This is a genomic window from Acidimicrobiales bacterium, assembly GCA_035547835.1.
Classification (GTDB): domain Bacteria; phylum Actinomycetota; class Acidimicrobiia; order Acidimicrobiales; family Iamiaceae; genus DASZTW01.
Genome location: DASZTW010000007.1, coordinates 238,667 through 254,170, shown reverse-complemented (window position 1 = coordinate 254,170; position 15,504 = coordinate 238,667). Strand labels below are relative to the sequence as shown.

Below are 15,504 nucleotides of genomic sequence, written 5' to 3'. Positions count from 1 at the left end.
GGCGGTGAAAGTACTCAGTCAGGTCGTCACTCTTCGGGCATGGGTCAAGAACCCGGTGTGGGCGACCATCCGGTGGTCGGGCCGAACCGCATGACCTTCGACGTGCCAGGTGCGGTGGAGGACTTCGAGGGTCCCGGCGAGCGCGAAGCCGGCCCCGGCCAGGCCGTCGCGCAGCTGGGACACCTGAATGATCGACGGGGTGTAGGCGACGAGGATGCCGCCGGGTCGCAGCGCGCGCTCCGCGTGCTTCACGACCTGCCACGGCTCGGGCAGGTCGAGCACCACCCGATCGAGATCGGTCTCGTCGATGCCCTCGTAGCAGTCGCGCGTCTCGACCGAGTAGCGCGACATCGCATCGTCGCCGAGGAAGCCCTGCACGTTGGTGCGTGCCCGGTTGGCGAAGTCGTCGCGCAGCTCGTAGCCGGTGACGACGGCGCCGGCGCGCAGCATGGCCATCGACAGCGCGCCGGATCCCACCCCGGACTCGAGCACCCGGACACCCGGCGAGATGTCGGCGAGCATCAAGATCGGTCCGAGATCCTTCGGATAGATCACCTGGGCGCCGCGGGGCATCTTGAGCACGAAGTCGTCGAGCGTGGGACGGAAGACGACGAAGCGTGCGCCCCGCGTGGAGCGCACGGTGATGCCTTCGTCGCGCCCGATCAGCTCCTCATGCGCCAGGTAGCCGGCGTGGGAGTGGAACTCACCGCCCTCCGCGAGCGTGATCAGGTAACGACGGCGCTTGTCGTCGATCAGCAGCACCTTGTCGCCGACGCCGAGCGGGCGCACGGCGCGACCCGGACTGCTCGGTTCCGCCGGCTCGTCGCCCGCCGTCTGGTCCGAGGTCATCGCGTGCTCCCCTTCTGCTTCGTCGTGAGGCGAACCGGCTCGGCCGCGGACGCGGTCTCCACCAGCCGGCAGAAGGCGCAGATCGTGCCCGTCGTGGGCCCACCGCAACGACCGCAACGCTCGACCGTGCCCAACTCCGCTGCCGTGTCGACGCGAAACCGTTTGACCGCACGTGCGAGAAAGTTGAAGTAGAACGCGTGCTTCGTGCCGGGCGACGCCGCCTCCACCGTGTTCAACGCCTCCTTGTAGCGGAGGTGGCGATTGCCTGCCGCCATCGGGCATTCCTCGACCTGGTAGTCGATCCCGCGGATCACGCAGTACGCGGCGGTCTCGCGCTCGCCCAAGCGAACGAGCGGCTTGACTTTGGCGGGATGGCCCGGGCCGGCGGGCAGCTTCGGGAGCTGGCGACCGAGATACTCGGTGTCCCACCGCAGTGTGTTGCCGAACAGCACCGCCGCCTCATCGTCGAGGTTGTGACCCGTTGCCACCGCCTCGAACCCGCCGTCGAGCGCCGCGCGGTCGAACAAGTGACGCTTCGACAAGCCACAAGCCGAACAGGGCACGCGGCGCGTGGCGGCTGCAGCCGTGGGGACGTCGTAGCCATGGTCGGCCCGGAGGTCGACCTCTCTCAGGTCCACCCCGCGGCTCGCCGCGAAGGCGCGGGCGTAGCGGCCGGATTCGTCGCTGTAGTCGCCGATGCCCAGCCCGAGGTACAAGCCGACCGCGTCGTAGCCGAGGTCGAGGAGCAGGTCCCACAGCGCGAGCGAGTCCTTGCCGCCGGAGACCGCCACCAGCACCCGCTCCCCCGGTCGGAGCATCTCGAAGTCTTCGATGGTCCGCCCGACCTGGCGTCGCGCGAAGTCGACGAAGTGGTCACCGCAGAAGTTCGCGTTGGCCCGCCGCACGTCGATCAAGGCAGGCCCACGACACACACGGCACTTCACCGGACCTGGCCCCCCGCTCCCCCGGAGATCACCGGGCGGATCTCGACCGTGCCCTCGTCGGGCAGCTGTGCGTCGCCGGGCACGAGCACACCATCGCGGATGACGAGCACCGCATCGCGGTGCAGCTCGAGGCGGCCGAGCAGCGACGTGACCGACACCGGTCCTTCTACTTCGAGCTCGCGCCGGGGGTTGCGCAGGACGACCTTCACGCCTCCATGATGGCCCAGGCGCGTGGCCACTCCGGCGCCCCGCCGGTTTCGGGCGTCGTCAGCCGGCGGCCGCCTTCGCGGCGCGACGTGCCTGGCGCTTCGACGACTCCGGGCCCTTTGCCTTGGCGGCTTTGGCGCCGGCCTTGGCCGCCGCCTGGCGACGGGCGAAGTCACGACGCGATTCGGTGGTGTGGCGGATCGTCACCGCTTCACCGGGGCGCAGCGCCTCGCTGTAGACGACCTCCTCGTTGCGCTTGGCCAAGCGCGACAAGGTGCGGGCGCCGTACCAGCCAATGGCAGCGAAGGTCCAAAAGCCGCCTTGTTGGCGGGCGCGGCGCATGACGTTGCGCCGGCCGATCGCGACGAGGCGGGCTTTGCGGGACAGACCCGTGGAGCTGGCCATCTTGGTTGGTCAGACCCGGCGGATCTCGACGATCGTCGTGCGCTTCTTGCCGCGCTTGCGGCCGAACACGAACGCGACGAGCACCACGCCGACGGCCAGGGCCGCGCCCACCGCCACGATCGTTCCCTTGGCTGCCTCGGTGGTCTGGTCGACCTCGCCGCGCAGCTCGTTGAACTTCGCCTCGATGTCGCGTGGCTCGATCCGTCGTGGGGTCGTCACCGGCGCGACGGATGGTTCGCTCTTGTTGGTGGATCCCTTCACGACCGGTTCCTCCGCTCCTTGGGCTGGCGGGCGATGGCCATCACCGCCAGGGCGGCCAGCAATCCAGCCACCGCCAGGGTGATCACGTACGGCAGCCAGGACAGGTGACCCGTGAAATGCGAGCCGGTCTCTGTCTGCAGCACCCGGAGGCCACCGATCAGCAGGAGGATCACGCCGATCCCCAAGCAGAGCATGGCCGGCACGCCGAACGCGACGAACTTGCCGAGACGCTTGAGCGGATCGACGGTCTCCTGCTTGCCGTAGTCGATCAGCAGCTGCCAGAGCTCTTTGGCGACATCAGGAACGCTCTTGGGCTCGCCTTGGGCGGCCGTCGCGTTCTTCGGCGGTCGTTCTGCGGCCACGCCGCGTCCTTTCGTCGGCATCTCGGTCCGGCCCGATGGGGTCCTTTGCTACTGGCCATGGCCGGCACGCGCAAGCATCGTGGACCCCTTCTGGGTGGTCGGTCAGCTGCGGAAGGCCTGATCGAGGGTGGTGCGCAGCTCGTCGCACGCCACCGTGACCTCGTGAAGGCGGTGTTCGACCGACGGCGCCTCGAGGAGCCGCTGGCGGTCGAACGGCCCGAGCGGGGCCACGCTCGCCAGTCGGTGCGATGCCGGTCCCGGATCGTCGGGGACCTCGAACGTCGTCGACCGCACGGCCTGCCCGAGCTCGGTCGCCATCGCCAGCACTCGGCGAACCGCGGTGGTGGTCGACCGGAGCAGCCCCTCCACCCCCGGCCCGGGGGTCGGGTCCGGCCACTCCGCGACCTCAGCCCACGGGTGCGGGTCATCGTCGAGCCAGCGCTCCACACGGATGCGCCGATCGCCCACCACGAGCAGGAACCATCGGCCCCCTCCCAGCTCCCTCGCTTCGACGATCCTCGCGATGGTCCCGGCCGCCGTGCGGGTCTCACCGCCGCCGACTTCGCTGCCTCGTTCGATGAGCGCGATCCCGAACTCGGGCCGGCCTTCCAAGCAGCGAGCCACGAGCACCTGGTAACGCGGCTCGAACACCTGCAACGGGATGGCCTCACCTGGGAACAGCACGGTCCCCAAGGGGAACATCGCCAGGCGCTCGGTGGTCACCGGACCGGACCCGGGCCGATCTTCGCCAAGGTCACCCCGGCCGGGTAACCGACCAGGTCGAGGCCGAGGTCCTGCTCGGCCGCCGCTTGCGTCGGCGTCTTGGGCTTGCCGTTGGTGAGGTACGAGAACGTCAGCAACGACCCTGGCACGGTGTTCACGAACCCGGTGAGGGAGCTCACGTCGTCGAGCGTCCCGGTCTTGGCGCGCAGACGGTCAGCGACGGGGGTGCCGCGCCACCGGCCGGCGAGGGTGCCGGACCTGCCGGCCACCGCCAGCCCTGCAGACAGCTGCGACATCGCCCCTTCTTCTTGGAGCAGGGCGACCAATGTGTTGCAGGTCACGCGGTTGCCCCGGTCGAGCCCCGACCCGTCGACTTGCACCGTGCCGGTGAGTGGGATGCCCCGGCTCGTGAGGTCCGCGCGGAGCGCGGCGAGCCCGGCCTGCGTGGTGCCGCCGCCGCCGCTGCGCACCCCGACTTCTTTGAGCAGGAGCTCCGCGGTCTGGTTGTCGCTCTCGCTGAGCATCTCGCGCAACATGGTGGTGATCGGCACGGAATCGAGGTGGGCCACTTCGGTCGCGCCCGCGGGGTGCAGCCCCGACGCCGACCCGCCCGTGACGGCGACACCGCGCTGGCCGAGCAACAAGATGAGGGCGTCGGCTGCGCTGCGGGCCGGGTCCGGTGCCGCAGCCAACCGCTCATCAGGGTCGGCCTTGCTCGGAAAGGTGGCCCAGCCGTCGTTCACCGTGAGCGCGGACAGGGGGCCGCTCTGATGCTCGGTGAGGTAGTTCGGCTGCCAAGTGGGCACCGCGCGCAGCTCGTCGTAACGGTGATCGTCGCCCACGACCCGTCCCTCCACCCGGTGGATGCCTGCGGCCACCAGCGAGTCGGCGAGCTGCTCCAGGCGCGTGGCGAGCGTGGGGTCGACGAGGCGTTCCCGGTACGGGTCGGTGGTCAGCAAGGGGTCACCGCCACCCACGAGGTACAGGTCGCCGTGCACGACACCGGCAGCGTCAGGCCGTGCCGTCGACAGCACTTGCGTGCGCAGCCGCGTGGTGGGGCCGATCCGGTCGAGCACGGCGGTGGCCGTGAGCAGCTTCTCGTTCGAGGCCGGAAGCAGTGCCGCGTCGCCCGCGTGCGAGTACACGACCCGGTCACCGGCCTTCACGACCAGGCAGGTGGCAGGTTGGGAGCGGGCGACGACTTGGTCGAGTTGCGTGCGCAACGCCCCGTCTGCGGCCATCGACTCGACCAAACCCGGAGTGCGGCGGGCGGACAAGACGGGCGTCGACAGCGTTCCGCCGCCGGTGGTGGCCCCCGATGCCCGCAGCCCCATCGTGGTGACGCCGCCCACTCCGCACGCGACCAGGGCCATGAGGAACAGCAACGGCAGCAGGAAGCGGCGCATGACGCGGCGGAGCTCAGGCCAGTCCGCGCCGCCGCAGCCAGGCGGCCCGGCGCCACAGGTGGCCGAGCGCGGTCACCGCGCGGTTCGATGACGGGTATGCGAGCCGACCGGCTTTGCGGGTCTGTGCCACCGCGGCGTTGTCGGGATCGCCGACCGCCAGCTCGGTGGCGAGCAGGACGGGTTTGCCCGTGGCGTCGGAAACCTCCGCCGCGGTGGTCGCGAAGCGCCCGTCTTGGCGCTCGTGGTACGCCACGATCCGCTCCAACCCGTAGTCGGGATAGAACGGCCCCTCCCGTTCAAGGCGTCCCTGGTTGGCCTGGATGCCCATGCCGAGCAGCACCACCGAGTCGATCTCGCGATGCGAGGCCACCATCTCCAACACGGTCGGGATGGTGTCGCGGGTCTCGCCGCCGGCCAGGTCGATCGGGTTGTTCCGGCTCCAACGAGGTGGCAGCTCCCCGTCGAGTCGGTCGCGCAGATCGTCGGGCAGCGGCGCGAGCTGCAATGGCGATCCCGCGATGGCATCGGCGGTGACCACGCCCCACCCGCCGGCAGTGCTGACCACTGCAACCCTCGGCCCGCTCGGCAGCGGCTGGGTCGCAAACGTCGCCGCAGCCTCGTACGCCTCCTCGATGGAGGCGGCACGAGTGACGCCCGCTTGGCGACACATGCCGTCAAAGACCCGGTCGTCGGTCGCCAGCGACCCGGTGTGGGAAGCGGCAGCCCGCGCCCCGCCTGAGGTCGCGCCCCCCTTGACCAGCACCAGCGGCATCGTGGCTGCGACGCGGTGCAGACGTTCGTACAGGGCCCGACCGTCGGTCACGCCCTCGACGTAGGCCAGGCCCACCGAGGTCGCCTCGTCGGAAGCGAAGTAGTCGAGGAAGTCCGGCACGCCGAGCATCGCCGCGTTGCCCGCGCTGACCGCACGACTCACCCCGACCCCGGACTGCCGCGCGTAGTTCATGAACGACGACACGAAGTTGCCCGACTGGCTGGCGATCCCGATGTGGCCCGTCGGCGGGTACGGCGCCACGATCTGCGCACACAGCGACGACGGCGTCGAGACCAGCCCTTGACCGTTCGGGCCGACCACGACCATGCCGAGCTCCTTGGCCAACGCCACCAGGTCGGCCTCGGCGCGACGACCATCGGCACCCGCCTCGCCGTAGCCGGCCGACGCGACGAACGCCGCTCGGATCCCCTTGCGGGCACACGAGCGGAGGATGTCGGGGTTCGCCGGCGCCGGCGTGCACAAGAAGACGAGATCGACCCGCCCCTCGGGCAGCTCGTCGATCGACGCCAACGTCGGGCGGCCGAGCACGTCGACCCCCTCACGGTTCGTGGCGTAGACGTCGCCGCGGTAGCCACAAGCGAGGATGTTGTGGAGCGCCACGAAGCCGAACTTGCCCGGGTGCGTCGACGCACCCGCCACCACCACGCCGCGCGGGTCGAACAGCGCTTGGAAGTGGGCCTTGCCGATCGGTCGTTCGGTCACGACGCCACCTCCACCAGGGCGTCGACCGCGACGGGACGGCCGTCGACGACGATCAGCGGATTCACGTCGACCGACACGACGTCGGGCCGGGCCTCCGCCAACTTCGAGAGCCCCACGAGGACGTCGACGACTGCTGACCGATCGACCGCAGGTTCGCCGCGGAAGGGTCCGAGCAGCCGCTGGGTGGCCAAGTCGTCGATCATCTCTTCGGCGTCGACGGCGTGGAGCGGCACGAGCCGGAGTACGACGTCGGCAAGCGCCTCGGCGAAGATGCCCCCGACCCCGAGCAGCACCGTCGGGCCGAACTGCGGGTCACGGGCGAGCCCCGCGATCAGCTCCCGGTTCCCAGAGACCATGGGGGCCACCAACACGCCGACCTCGCCATCGTCGGGGCGCGCGGCAGCCAGCAGCTCCGCGGCCGCCACGCGGACGGCGTCGACCTCGCCGAGGCGGAGGCGCACCAGGCCGCGCTCGGTCTTGTGGGCGATCCCGTCACCGCACAGCTTCAACACGACCGGCATCCCGACCTCTGGCGCCGCGGCCGCGGCCTCCTCGGCGGTGTGGACCAGGCGCTCCTCCAAGACGGCCACGCCATGTTCGGCGAGCAGCGATTTCGACGCGGCCTCGGACAAGGTCCGCGTGGATGGGGGCGCGTCGGCGACGTCAACTGGATCTGGCACGGCTGCCTACCCTACTGAGCATGGACATCGTGGCTGCCGTCTTCATCGAGGGGATCGACGTTCGGCAGGTCGCCGGGCCGTCCACCCGCATCGACCTGACCGGGGTGCACTTCTCGGCGGCAGCGCCGCAGCCGGTGCCCGTGACCATCGAGCCACACCTCGTCGTGCTCGTCCGCTGCGCGCCGACGGAGTCGGGCAACGGGGCGCTCGAAGTCGTGTACCGCCGGGGCGACGAGCAGATCGCCCGCAACGTGCAGCCGTTGCAGGTGGAACCCGGCAAGTTCTCCTACCGGCTGGTCCGGGGCGAGATGGAGTTCGACGAGTACGGCACGGTGGAGGCGCATTGCACGGTCGACCGCGGCCCCACCACCGTGGTGCCGTTCACCTTGTTGCCACCCGCGAGCTGACCAGCCGGCGGGTCGATCCGTGCAGGTCGGCCGGCCACGCGGGCGACCGGGCCCGTGAAAGGCCCCACTAGTGTGGCCGCGTCGCCCACGCGCAGGAGCACTGCCCACATGACCGACCCCGACCTCGAGCAGCGGGCCATCAACGTGATCCGCGGGCTGGCCATGGACGCACCCGAGAAGGCCAAGTCCGGTCATCAGGGGACGGCGATGGCGCTCGCGCCGCTGGCGCACGTGCTGTGGACCCGCGTCATGAACTACGACGCCGCACACCCCGACTGGCCCAACCGCGACCGGTTCGTCCTGTCCAACGGGCACGCGTCGATCCTGCTGTACTCCATGCTCCACCTCACCGGGTTCGGGCTCACCCTCGATGACCTGCGCCAGTTCCGCCAGTGGGGATCGCTCACACCGGGGCACCCCGAAGCCCGCCACACCAAGGGCGTCGAGGTCACCACCGGCCCGCTCGGCCAAGGCGTGGCCAACGGTGTCGGTCTGGGCCTCGCCGAGCGGGTCCTCAGAGCGCGGTTCGGTCCGGAGCTCGTCGACCACCACACGTTCGTGATCTGCGGCGACGGCTGCCTGGAGGAAGGCATCAGCCACGAGGCGGCTTCGCTGGCGGGCCACTTGGGCCTCGGCCGACTCGTCTATGTCTACGACGACAATCACGTGACGATCGACGGGCCCACCGAGCTCGCGCTCTCCGACGATCCCGTGCGGCGCTTCGAAGCGTACGGCTGGGACGTCGACTTCGTAGGTGAGGCCGCCAACGACCTCGACGTGCTCCAGGCCGCCCTCGAGCGTGCCAAAGGCGTCGAGGACAAGCCGTCGCTCATCGTGGTGCGCAGCCACATCGCGTACCCGTCGCCGAAGTTCACCGACGACCCCAGAGCGCACGGCAACCCGTTCGACGCGGAATCGATCCGCCACACGAAGGAGGTCATGGGGCTGCCCCCGGACGCCACCTTCTACGTGCCCGACGACGTGCTCGACTTCTACCGTGGCGCCGGCTCGCGCGGTGCCTCCACACGTGAGGCCTGGGAGCGGCGCCTCGCCTCCTGGTCGGGCGACCGCCAGGTCTGGGACGCTGCGTGGGCGGGCAGCGGCGTGCAGGGCTGGGAAGCGAAGCTGCCCACCTTCGAGGCCGGCAAGCAGATCGCCACGCGCGCGGCCAGCGGCGACGTGCTCAACGCGCTCACCGACGTCGTGCCAGGTCTGGTGGTGGGCGCGGCCGACCTCACCGGCAACACCGGCGTGAAGCTGAGCGACGGGACCGCCCAGTCCGCCGAGACGCCTGGCGGCCGCCAGGTGCACTACGGCATTCGGGAACACGCGATGGGCGGCGTCATGAACGGCCTGGCCGCCCACGGAGGCGTGCTCCCGGTCGGCGGCACCTTCTTCGTGTTCAGCGACTACATGCGCCCCGCGGTGCGACTCGCCGCGCTCAGCCAGGAACATGTCGTCTACTCCTGGTCCCACGACTCGGTTGGCGTCGGCGAGGACGGCCCCACGCACCAGCCCGTGGAGCATCTTGCGTCGATGCGTGCCATGCCCGGTTTGCGGGTGATCCGTCCGGCCGACGCGAACGAGACGGCCGTCGCTTGGCGCATCGCGGTGGAGCACGACGGCCCGACCGCCCTCGTCCTCAGCCGCCAAGGTGTGCCGGTCCTCGACGGCACCGCCGGCAACGGCGGCCTGCGGCGCGGCGCGTACGTCCTCGCCACCCACGGCCCGGATCGCGAGCAAGCTGATCTGGTGCTGATCGGGACCGGCTCGGAAGTCCAGCTCTGCGTCGACGCATCGCAACGACTCGCCGCCGACGGGTTGCGGGTGCAGGTCGTGTCGATGCCGTGCTGGGAGCTGTTCGAGGAGCAAGACGACGCGTACCAGGAGCAGGTCATCCCCTCGCACGTCCCCATCCTCGCCGTCGAGGCCGGCGTCAGCTTCGGCTGGGACCGCTGGGCCGACGCGTGCGTAGCCCTCGACCGCTTCGGCGCCTCGGCCCCCGGCGACGTCGCCCTGGCCGAGTTCGGATTCACCGTCGACAACGTCGTGGCGCGGTCCCGAGAGCTGCTGCGCGACCTGGCCACCGACGCGCCCTGACCATCGCATCGCCCACGGAGGTACCATGACCCGGCTGCAAGATCTCCACGAACAGTTCGACCAGAGCCCCTGGCTCGACAACCTTCGCCGGGGCTGGATCACCGGAGGTCAACTCCAGCAGATGATCGACGGCGGCGTGCGCGGCATCACGTCGAACCCCACGATCTTCCAGAAGGCGATCGAAGGTGGTGACGCGTACGACCAGCAGTTCACCTCACTGGTCCGCGACGGGATGTCGATCGAGGACGCGTACTGGCAACTCGTCACGAAGGACATCGAGGACGCGCTGTCGCTCCTGAGGCCCGTGTACGACGACAGCGATGGCGTCGACGGCTTCGTGTCGATCGAAGTCGCACCGTCCCTGGCCCGCGACACACCCGCCACGATCGAGGCCGCCCGCGCGTTCCACCAGCAGATCGACGAGCCCAACTTGTACGTGAAGATCCCGGGCACCGCCGAAGGCGTCCCCGCCATCGAGGCGATGCTGCGAGAAGGCCGCAGCATCAACATCACCTTGCTGTTCAGCTTGAGCCGGTACGCCGAGGTGATCGAGGCGTACCTCTCCGCCCTGGAGGCTCGGGTGGCGGCCGGCGAGGACGTGTCACGGGTCCGGAGCGTGGCCTCGTTCTTCGTCAGCCGGGTGGACACGGAGACGGATCGGCGACTCGACGAGATCGGCACGCCCGGGGCGCTCGCGCTCAAGGGCACCGCTGCGGTCGCCAACGCCCAAGCGGCCTACGCGCTCTTTGCCGAGCAGTTCAGCGGCCCCCGCTGGGAAGCGCTGGCGGCGAAAGGCGCCAAGCCGCAGCGTCCGCTGTGGGCATCGACGTCGACGAAGAACCCCTCGTACCCCGACACGATGTACGTCGACCGCCTGATCGGACCGGAGACGGTGAACACGCTGCCCGAGGCCACGATCGACGCGTTCGAGGACCACGGCGCGCTCGCCCGCACCGTCGACGCGGATCCCGCCGACGCCCGTGCCGCCCTCGACAAGCTCGCGTCGGTCGGCGTGGAGCTCGAGGACGTCGCCCGCACGCTCGAAGACGAGGGCGTCGCCTCGTTCAGCAAGTCGTTCGACGAGCTGCTGACCAGCCTCACCACCAAGGCCAACAGCCTCCAGGCCGGCGGGGCCTGAAGGACCTGCCGATGGGACTGCCGGGTGACGTGGAGGTCACCGACGACGTCCCCGGTGCCTTTGCGGCCCGGGTCGTCCGCGCCTTTCAGAGCCGACCGTCCGACCCGTTCACGATCGCGCTGTCCGGCGGAACGACGGCTCGGCGCTGCTACGAGCGCCTCGCGACGGACGGCGCGACGGCCATCGACTGGTGGAAGGTCGACTTCTACTGGGGCGACGAGCGGTGCGTGCCGCACGACGACCCCGACTCGAACTACCGCCTCGCCCGTGAGGCCCTCCTCGACCGGGTCGGCGCCGCCAACGCCACGCACCTGATGCGTTGCGGCGACGGTCCGGACGACTACCAGCTCCGCATCGGAGCCCTGGGCCAGCTCGACTTCATCCACCTCGGCGTGGGCCCCGATGGGCACACCGCATCGCTGTTCCCGCACTCCACCGGGCTCGAGGCCGATCCCGGCCGTCTGGTGACGATGAACGACGACCCGTTCGGCCACAACCCACACCCGCGCATGACGCTGACCTTCGGTGGCATCGCCCGCGGACGCGTCGTGGTGCTGACGGTCGAAGGCGAGGAGAAGGCCGCGGCGCTCGGTCGGATCAGCGCGGGCGAAGACCTGCCCGCGGCCCGCGTGCGCGCCGACCGGGTCCTGTGGCTGGTCGATCCAGCTGCGGCAGCCCGCTTGTAGCCAGCGACCTGCCGCCGGCCGCCGGTAGCGGCGGGCGCGCCCGGCGAGCACCCATCCGGAGGGTTTGGGCACCGTCAGTGGTGGGCAGGCTACATTGGCGTTGCGGGCCATTTCGAGGCGCGAGCGCGTCTCTCACATCAATCCACCACGTCGCGGTCCCTCATGCGCTTCCTCCATCGCCCGTTCGGTCGCAAACCCACTGCGTTTGGTGCGGCCAGCATGTTGGTCGCCTCGGCCATCGCCCTCACCTTCGGTCACGGCCACAGCCCCAATCGCCTCGATCTGTTCAGCGGCAACGCGTGGCTCGCCAGCAACAAGCGTGGTCAGGTCGTGCGCGTGAACGGCGCCACGGGCAAACCCGATGCCGGCGTCGACGTCGGCAAGAAGGGCCAGCTGCAGATCGTCCAGGACGGCGATTTCGTCGTGGTGCGCGATGCCTCGGGCAACGTGCGGCGCATCGACACCCGGAACTTGGCGGCGGGCACGGCCCAGTCGTACGGCAGCGCGGCGTTCACCGTGGTCGTCGGCGGCGGCCACGCGTACGCAGTCGACCAGGGCAAGGGGGAGGTCCGCTCACTCGACGGGCAGACGTTGCGACCGCAGGGGCGGGTGGTGGACCTCGGCGGATCAATCAGCTCGATCATCGTCGACGACACCGGCACCGCATGGGCCGCCGTGCCGGCCAAGGGTTCGATCGTGTCGATCAGGGCGGCGCGCATTGCCGGCACGCACCACTACGGCCAGCTCGGTGACCAAGCGCACCTCACCCGCTCGGGGTCGCTGATCGTCGTGGTCGACGAGACCAGCGGGAAGGTCGGCACCGTCGGCGACGGTGACGTGCACCTGGTCGCCACCGGGGTCACGGGCGAGGTCCTGGCCGCACCCTCCGATCGCACAGGGCCCGTGTACCTCGTCGCACCCGGCGCGCGTCGCCTCATCAAGTACGAACCGAACAGCGAGCAGGTGAGCGACGTCCGCGCACCCGAGCTCGCCGGACACGACCTCGGTGCACCCCAGCAGGTGGGCGGGCAGGTGTACTTGCCCGACTACTCGACCGGCGGCCTCGTCCAGATCGACACCAGCACGGGCGGCCTGCGAGCACGGATCCCCTTCCTCGACCGTGCCGGGCGCTTCGACCTGTTCGTGGCCAATGGCAACCTGTGGGCCAACGACGCCGACGGCTCACAAGCCCTGGTGATCGACCAGCACGGGAACCGTCACTCGATCTCGAAGTACCACGACAACCTTCCTGGTCTGGCACCAGCACCCACGTCCGTCACCCCACCCAGCCCGCAGCCCGTGTACCTCGGCGGGCCCAGCTCCGGTCCGCCTGCGCCCACGCCGCTGCCGACGCCCGGGCCCACCCGCACGGGGTCCAACCAGCCGTTGCCGACCCTGCCCACCCACCAACCGCCCGGCACGCCGACGGTCACGGCCAACGCCGGCGATGCCAACGTCAGCGCCACCTGGTCGGTGGCCACCAACGGCGCGATCCTCACGGGTTACACGGTCACGCTCGACCCGGCTCCCCCCAAGGGATCAGCCGTTCGACGCGTGGCTGCGACCTCGGCATCCACGTCGTTCGCGCACCTGAAGAACGGCACGACGTACACCGTCACGGTCGTGGCCAACACCAGCAGCGGCGACAGCCCGGCTGGCCAGTCGGCGCCCGTGACCCCCCGCGCCGGCGTCCCCCACAAACCGGTCATCCAGCAAGCCGCGGCGGGCGATGGCGCCATCCACGTCACGTGGAGCCAACCAACCGGGTCCACGACGGAGCCCGCGAGCGCCGTCACCGGCTACACGTTGACGGCCACCCCGGCAGCCGGCGGCAGTGGATCGGTCACCGCCACCGCGTCCACCAGTCCCGCCGCGATCGCCAACCTTGCCAACGGGACTGCCTACCGGGTCACGATCACCGCCAATGCGGCCAACGGCACCTCGGCCACCTCCGACCCCTCGGCCGCGGTGACCCCCATCGGCAAACCGGCCGCGCCCACGGTGACGGCCACCGCATCGAAGCCCAACGGCAACACGGCGTCGGTCACCTTGCAGATCCGGGCAAGTGGCAACGGCGGAAGCCCCATCACCAAGTACCGCCTGACGGGCGCCGGCACACCGAACGTGGTGGCGGCCGGGCCAAAGGGAAACGCCAACCTCCGCGTCACGGTGGCCGCCGGCCAGAAGTACACGTGGACCGCGTCAGCGGTCAACGCGGCCGGCCAAGGACCTGCAGGGTCGGCGTCGGCCAACGTCGACCAGCCGGGCCCGGCGCCCGGGACCACCATCACCATCGGCTTCAAGGGCCGGGGGTTCTCGTGGATCGGGCCGAGAACGGGTCAGAAGTGGGCCTCCGGCGGCGGCACGCACGTCTACTACAACTACTTCCAGATGAACGGTGGCGCGAGCACCGTCAACTGGCTCGGCGGCTGCCGGGCCGCCGGCAACAACTCACAGCACACCGGCGCAAGTTGGACGGCGTCGATCCCCTCGGCGGGGCGCTGGAAGATCGAGGTTCGGGTCCCCGGCGGCGCGAATGACCCCCGTGGCGACACCGGGCTGGTCAACGGCACCCGCTACACCCTTCCCAACGGGTCGAGCGTGGTCACCGGCGGCGGGCCCGGTTGGCTCAACCTCGGCACCGTGAAGCTCGGTGCGGGCAGCAACACGGTGCGGGTCAGCGACAACAACACCATCTTCAACTGCAGCGGCCAGAACGTCGCCGTGTATCTCGCGATCTCCGACGCCCGCTTCGTCTACGTGGGGTCGTGAGCATCCCGCGGCCCCCCACCTCGCCCCGAACCTGAAGGCCCACGCGCTCCCATGCCCGAGTACGCACCGTCTGCCCCCCACCACTCGTCTGCCGGCGACCGGTCTGCCTGGTTCGCCGACCGATTCCGCCTGGTGGCCGACAGCGTCCAGGACGTGATCCGGGGCAAACCCGACGTCGTCGCCCTTGCGCTCGTGTGCATGTTCGCCGAGGGCCACCTCCTGCTCGAGGACGTGCCGGGGGTGGGCAAGACCTCGCTCGCTCGCGCCATCGCCTCGACGATCGACGCGTCGTGGCACCGGATCCAGTTCACCCCCGACCTGCTGCCGTCCGATGTCACCGGCGTGTCGATCTGGAACCAGGGGACGCGCGAGTTCGAGTTCCACCCCGGACCCGTGTTCGCCAACGTGGTACTGGCCGACGAGATCAACCGCGCGTCGCCCAAGACCCAGTCCGCCTTGCTCGAGGTGATGGAGGAACGGCAGGTCACGGTCGAGTCCGCCTCGCGCGCCGTGCCGCGCCCGTTCATGGTGATCGCCACCCAGAACCCCGTCGACATGGACGGCACGTATCGCCTCCCGGAAGCGCAGCTCGATCGCTTCTTGTTGCGCGCCTCGGTCGGCTATCCCAGCCACGCGGCCGAGATCGAGGTGCTCGATGGCCAACAAGGCGGCCGGTCACCGCTCGATCAGGTCACGCCGGTGCTGTCCATTGACGACGTGCGCCTCATGACGAGGGTGGCCAACGAGGTCTATGTCGCCCCCGCGGTCCGGAGCTACCTCGTGACGCTCGTGGCCGGCACCCGCGAGCTGCCCGAGGTGCGCCTCGGTGCGAGCCCCCGCGGATCGCTCGCCCTGATGCGGGCCTGCCGTGCCCGTGCCGCCGCAGACGGGCGCGACTACGTCGTGCCCGAAGACGCCAAGGCGCTGGCCGCTGCGGTGCTCGCCCACCGGATGCTGTTGCAGCCCCAAGCCGAGCTCCAGGGTGTGACCACCCAACAGTTGATCGACGCGGTCGTGGAGAAGGTCCCGACTCCACAGGCGGCCGGGCGCGCTTGACCCCGGTGGTCCG

Annotated in this window: 16 protein-coding genes; 6 read left to right on the top strand and 10 right to left on the bottom strand. The window is 70.3% G+C overall.

Translation table 11 applies throughout. The features are described 5' to 3' along the window. Positions 1-18 precede the first annotated feature (18 nt). The 10 genes from VHA73_08210 to VHA73_08165 all read right to left on the bottom strand — a co-directional run bounded on the left by VHA73_08210 (position 19) and on the right by VHA73_08165 (position 7,332). Positions 19-849 (bottom strand): tRNA (adenine-N1)-methyltransferase, encoded by an 831-nt coding sequence (locus VHA73_08210; protein ID HVX18003.1) that lies wholly within the window; start codon positions 847-849, stop codon positions 19-21. Next, positions 846-1,754: a tRNA(Ile)-lysidine synthetase gene (locus VHA73_08205; protein ID HVX18002.1), complete on the bottom strand. Its 909-nt coding sequence runs from the start codon at positions 1,752-1,754 to the stop codon at positions 846-848. The genes VHA73_08210 and VHA73_08205 overlap by 4 nt, the downstream gene beginning before the upstream one ends. Before the next feature lie 35 nt (positions 1,755-1,789). Continuing rightward, complete coding sequence (locus VHA73_08200; GenBank protein ID HVX18001.1) at positions 1,790-2,002, bottom strand: thiamine biosynthesis protein ThiS; 213 nt, start codon at positions 2,000-2,002, stop codon at positions 1,790-1,792. A 58-nt stretch (positions 2,003-2,060) separates the two neighbouring features. Next, a complete protein-coding gene (locus VHA73_08195; GenBank protein ID HVX18000.1) occupies positions 2,061-2,405 on the bottom strand; it encodes a hypothetical protein in 345 nt (114 codons plus the stop codon). Between the two features lie 9 nt (positions 2,406-2,414). Continuing rightward, positions 2,415-2,666 (bottom strand): hypothetical protein, encoded by a 252-nt coding sequence (locus VHA73_08190; protein HVX17999.1) that lies wholly within the window; start codon positions 2,664-2,666, stop codon positions 2,415-2,417. Next, on the bottom strand, positions 2,663-3,028 hold the full coding sequence (locus tag VHA73_08185) for a hypothetical protein (protein ID HVX17998.1): 366 nt from the start codon (positions 3,026-3,028) through the stop codon (positions 2,663-2,665). Before VHA73_08185 ends, VHA73_08190 begins: the two co-directional genes overlap by 4 nt. 102 nt (positions 3,029-3,130) lie before the next feature. Beyond that, positions 3,131-3,751, bottom strand: a complete 621-nt coding sequence (locus VHA73_08180) for an LON peptidase substrate-binding domain-containing protein (protein ID HVX17997.1) — start codon at positions 3,749-3,751, stop codon at positions 3,131-3,133. Further along, the gene (dacB, locus tag VHA73_08175) at positions 3,748-5,157 is read right to left on the bottom strand and encodes a D-alanyl-D-alanine carboxypeptidase/D-alanyl-D-alanine-endopeptidase (protein ID HVX17996.1); all 1,410 of its coding nucleotides are present in this window, start codon (positions 5,155-5,157) and stop codon (positions 3,748-3,750) included. Before dacB ends, VHA73_08180 begins: the two co-directional genes overlap by 4 nt. Positions 5,158-5,170: 13 nt before the next feature. After that, complete coding sequence (locus VHA73_08170) at positions 5,171-6,652, bottom strand: CoA-binding protein (protein ID HVX17995.1); 1,482 nt, start codon at positions 6,650-6,652, stop codon at positions 5,171-5,173. Next, positions 6,649-7,332 carry an acetate--CoA ligase family protein gene (locus VHA73_08165; GenBank protein HVX17994.1) on the bottom strand — a complete coding sequence of 228 codons (684 nt, stop codon included), beginning with the start codon at positions 7,330-7,332 and terminating at the stop codon, positions 6,649-6,651. The genes VHA73_08170 and VHA73_08165 overlap by 4 nt, the downstream gene beginning before the upstream one ends. Positions 7,333-7,352: 20 nt before the next feature. On the opposite strand from VHA73_08165, the gene VHA73_08160 reads away from it, so the two are divergent. From VHA73_08160 to VHA73_08135, 6 genes are all read left to right on the top strand, one after another. After that, a complete protein-coding gene (locus VHA73_08160) occupies positions 7,353-7,739 on the top strand; it encodes a hypothetical protein (protein ID HVX17993.1) in 387 nt (128 codons plus the stop codon). Positions 7,740-7,847: 108 nt separating this feature from the next. Continuing rightward, complete coding sequence (gene tkt / locus VHA73_08155) at positions 7,848-9,839, top strand: transketolase (GenBank protein HVX17992.1); 1,992 nt, start codon at positions 7,848-7,850, stop codon at positions 9,837-9,839. A 25-nt stretch (positions 9,840-9,864) separates the two neighbouring features. Continuing rightward, positions 9,865-10,977, top strand: coding sequence for a transaldolase (gene tal / locus VHA73_08150; GenBank protein ID HVX17991.1), 1,113 nt, complete (start codon positions 9,865-9,867; stop codon positions 10,975-10,977). A gap of 11 nt (positions 10,978-10,988) precedes the next feature. Next, positions 10,989-11,663 (top strand): 6-phosphogluconolactonase, encoded by a 675-nt coding sequence (pgl, locus tag VHA73_08145; GenBank protein HVX17990.1) that lies wholly within the window; start codon positions 10,989-10,991, stop codon positions 11,661-11,663. A 162-nt stretch (positions 11,664-11,825) separates the two neighbouring features. Continuing rightward, a complete protein-coding gene (locus VHA73_08140; protein HVX17989.1) occupies positions 11,826-14,435 on the top strand; it encodes a fibronectin type III domain-containing protein in 2,610 nt (869 codons plus the stop codon). 51 nt (positions 14,436-14,486) lie between these two features. Further along, the gene (locus VHA73_08135; protein ID HVX17988.1) at positions 14,487-15,491 is read left to right on the top strand and encodes a MoxR family ATPase; all 1,005 of its coding nucleotides are present in this window, start codon (positions 14,487-14,489) and stop codon (positions 15,489-15,491) included. Positions 15,492-15,504: the final 13 nt, after the last annotated feature.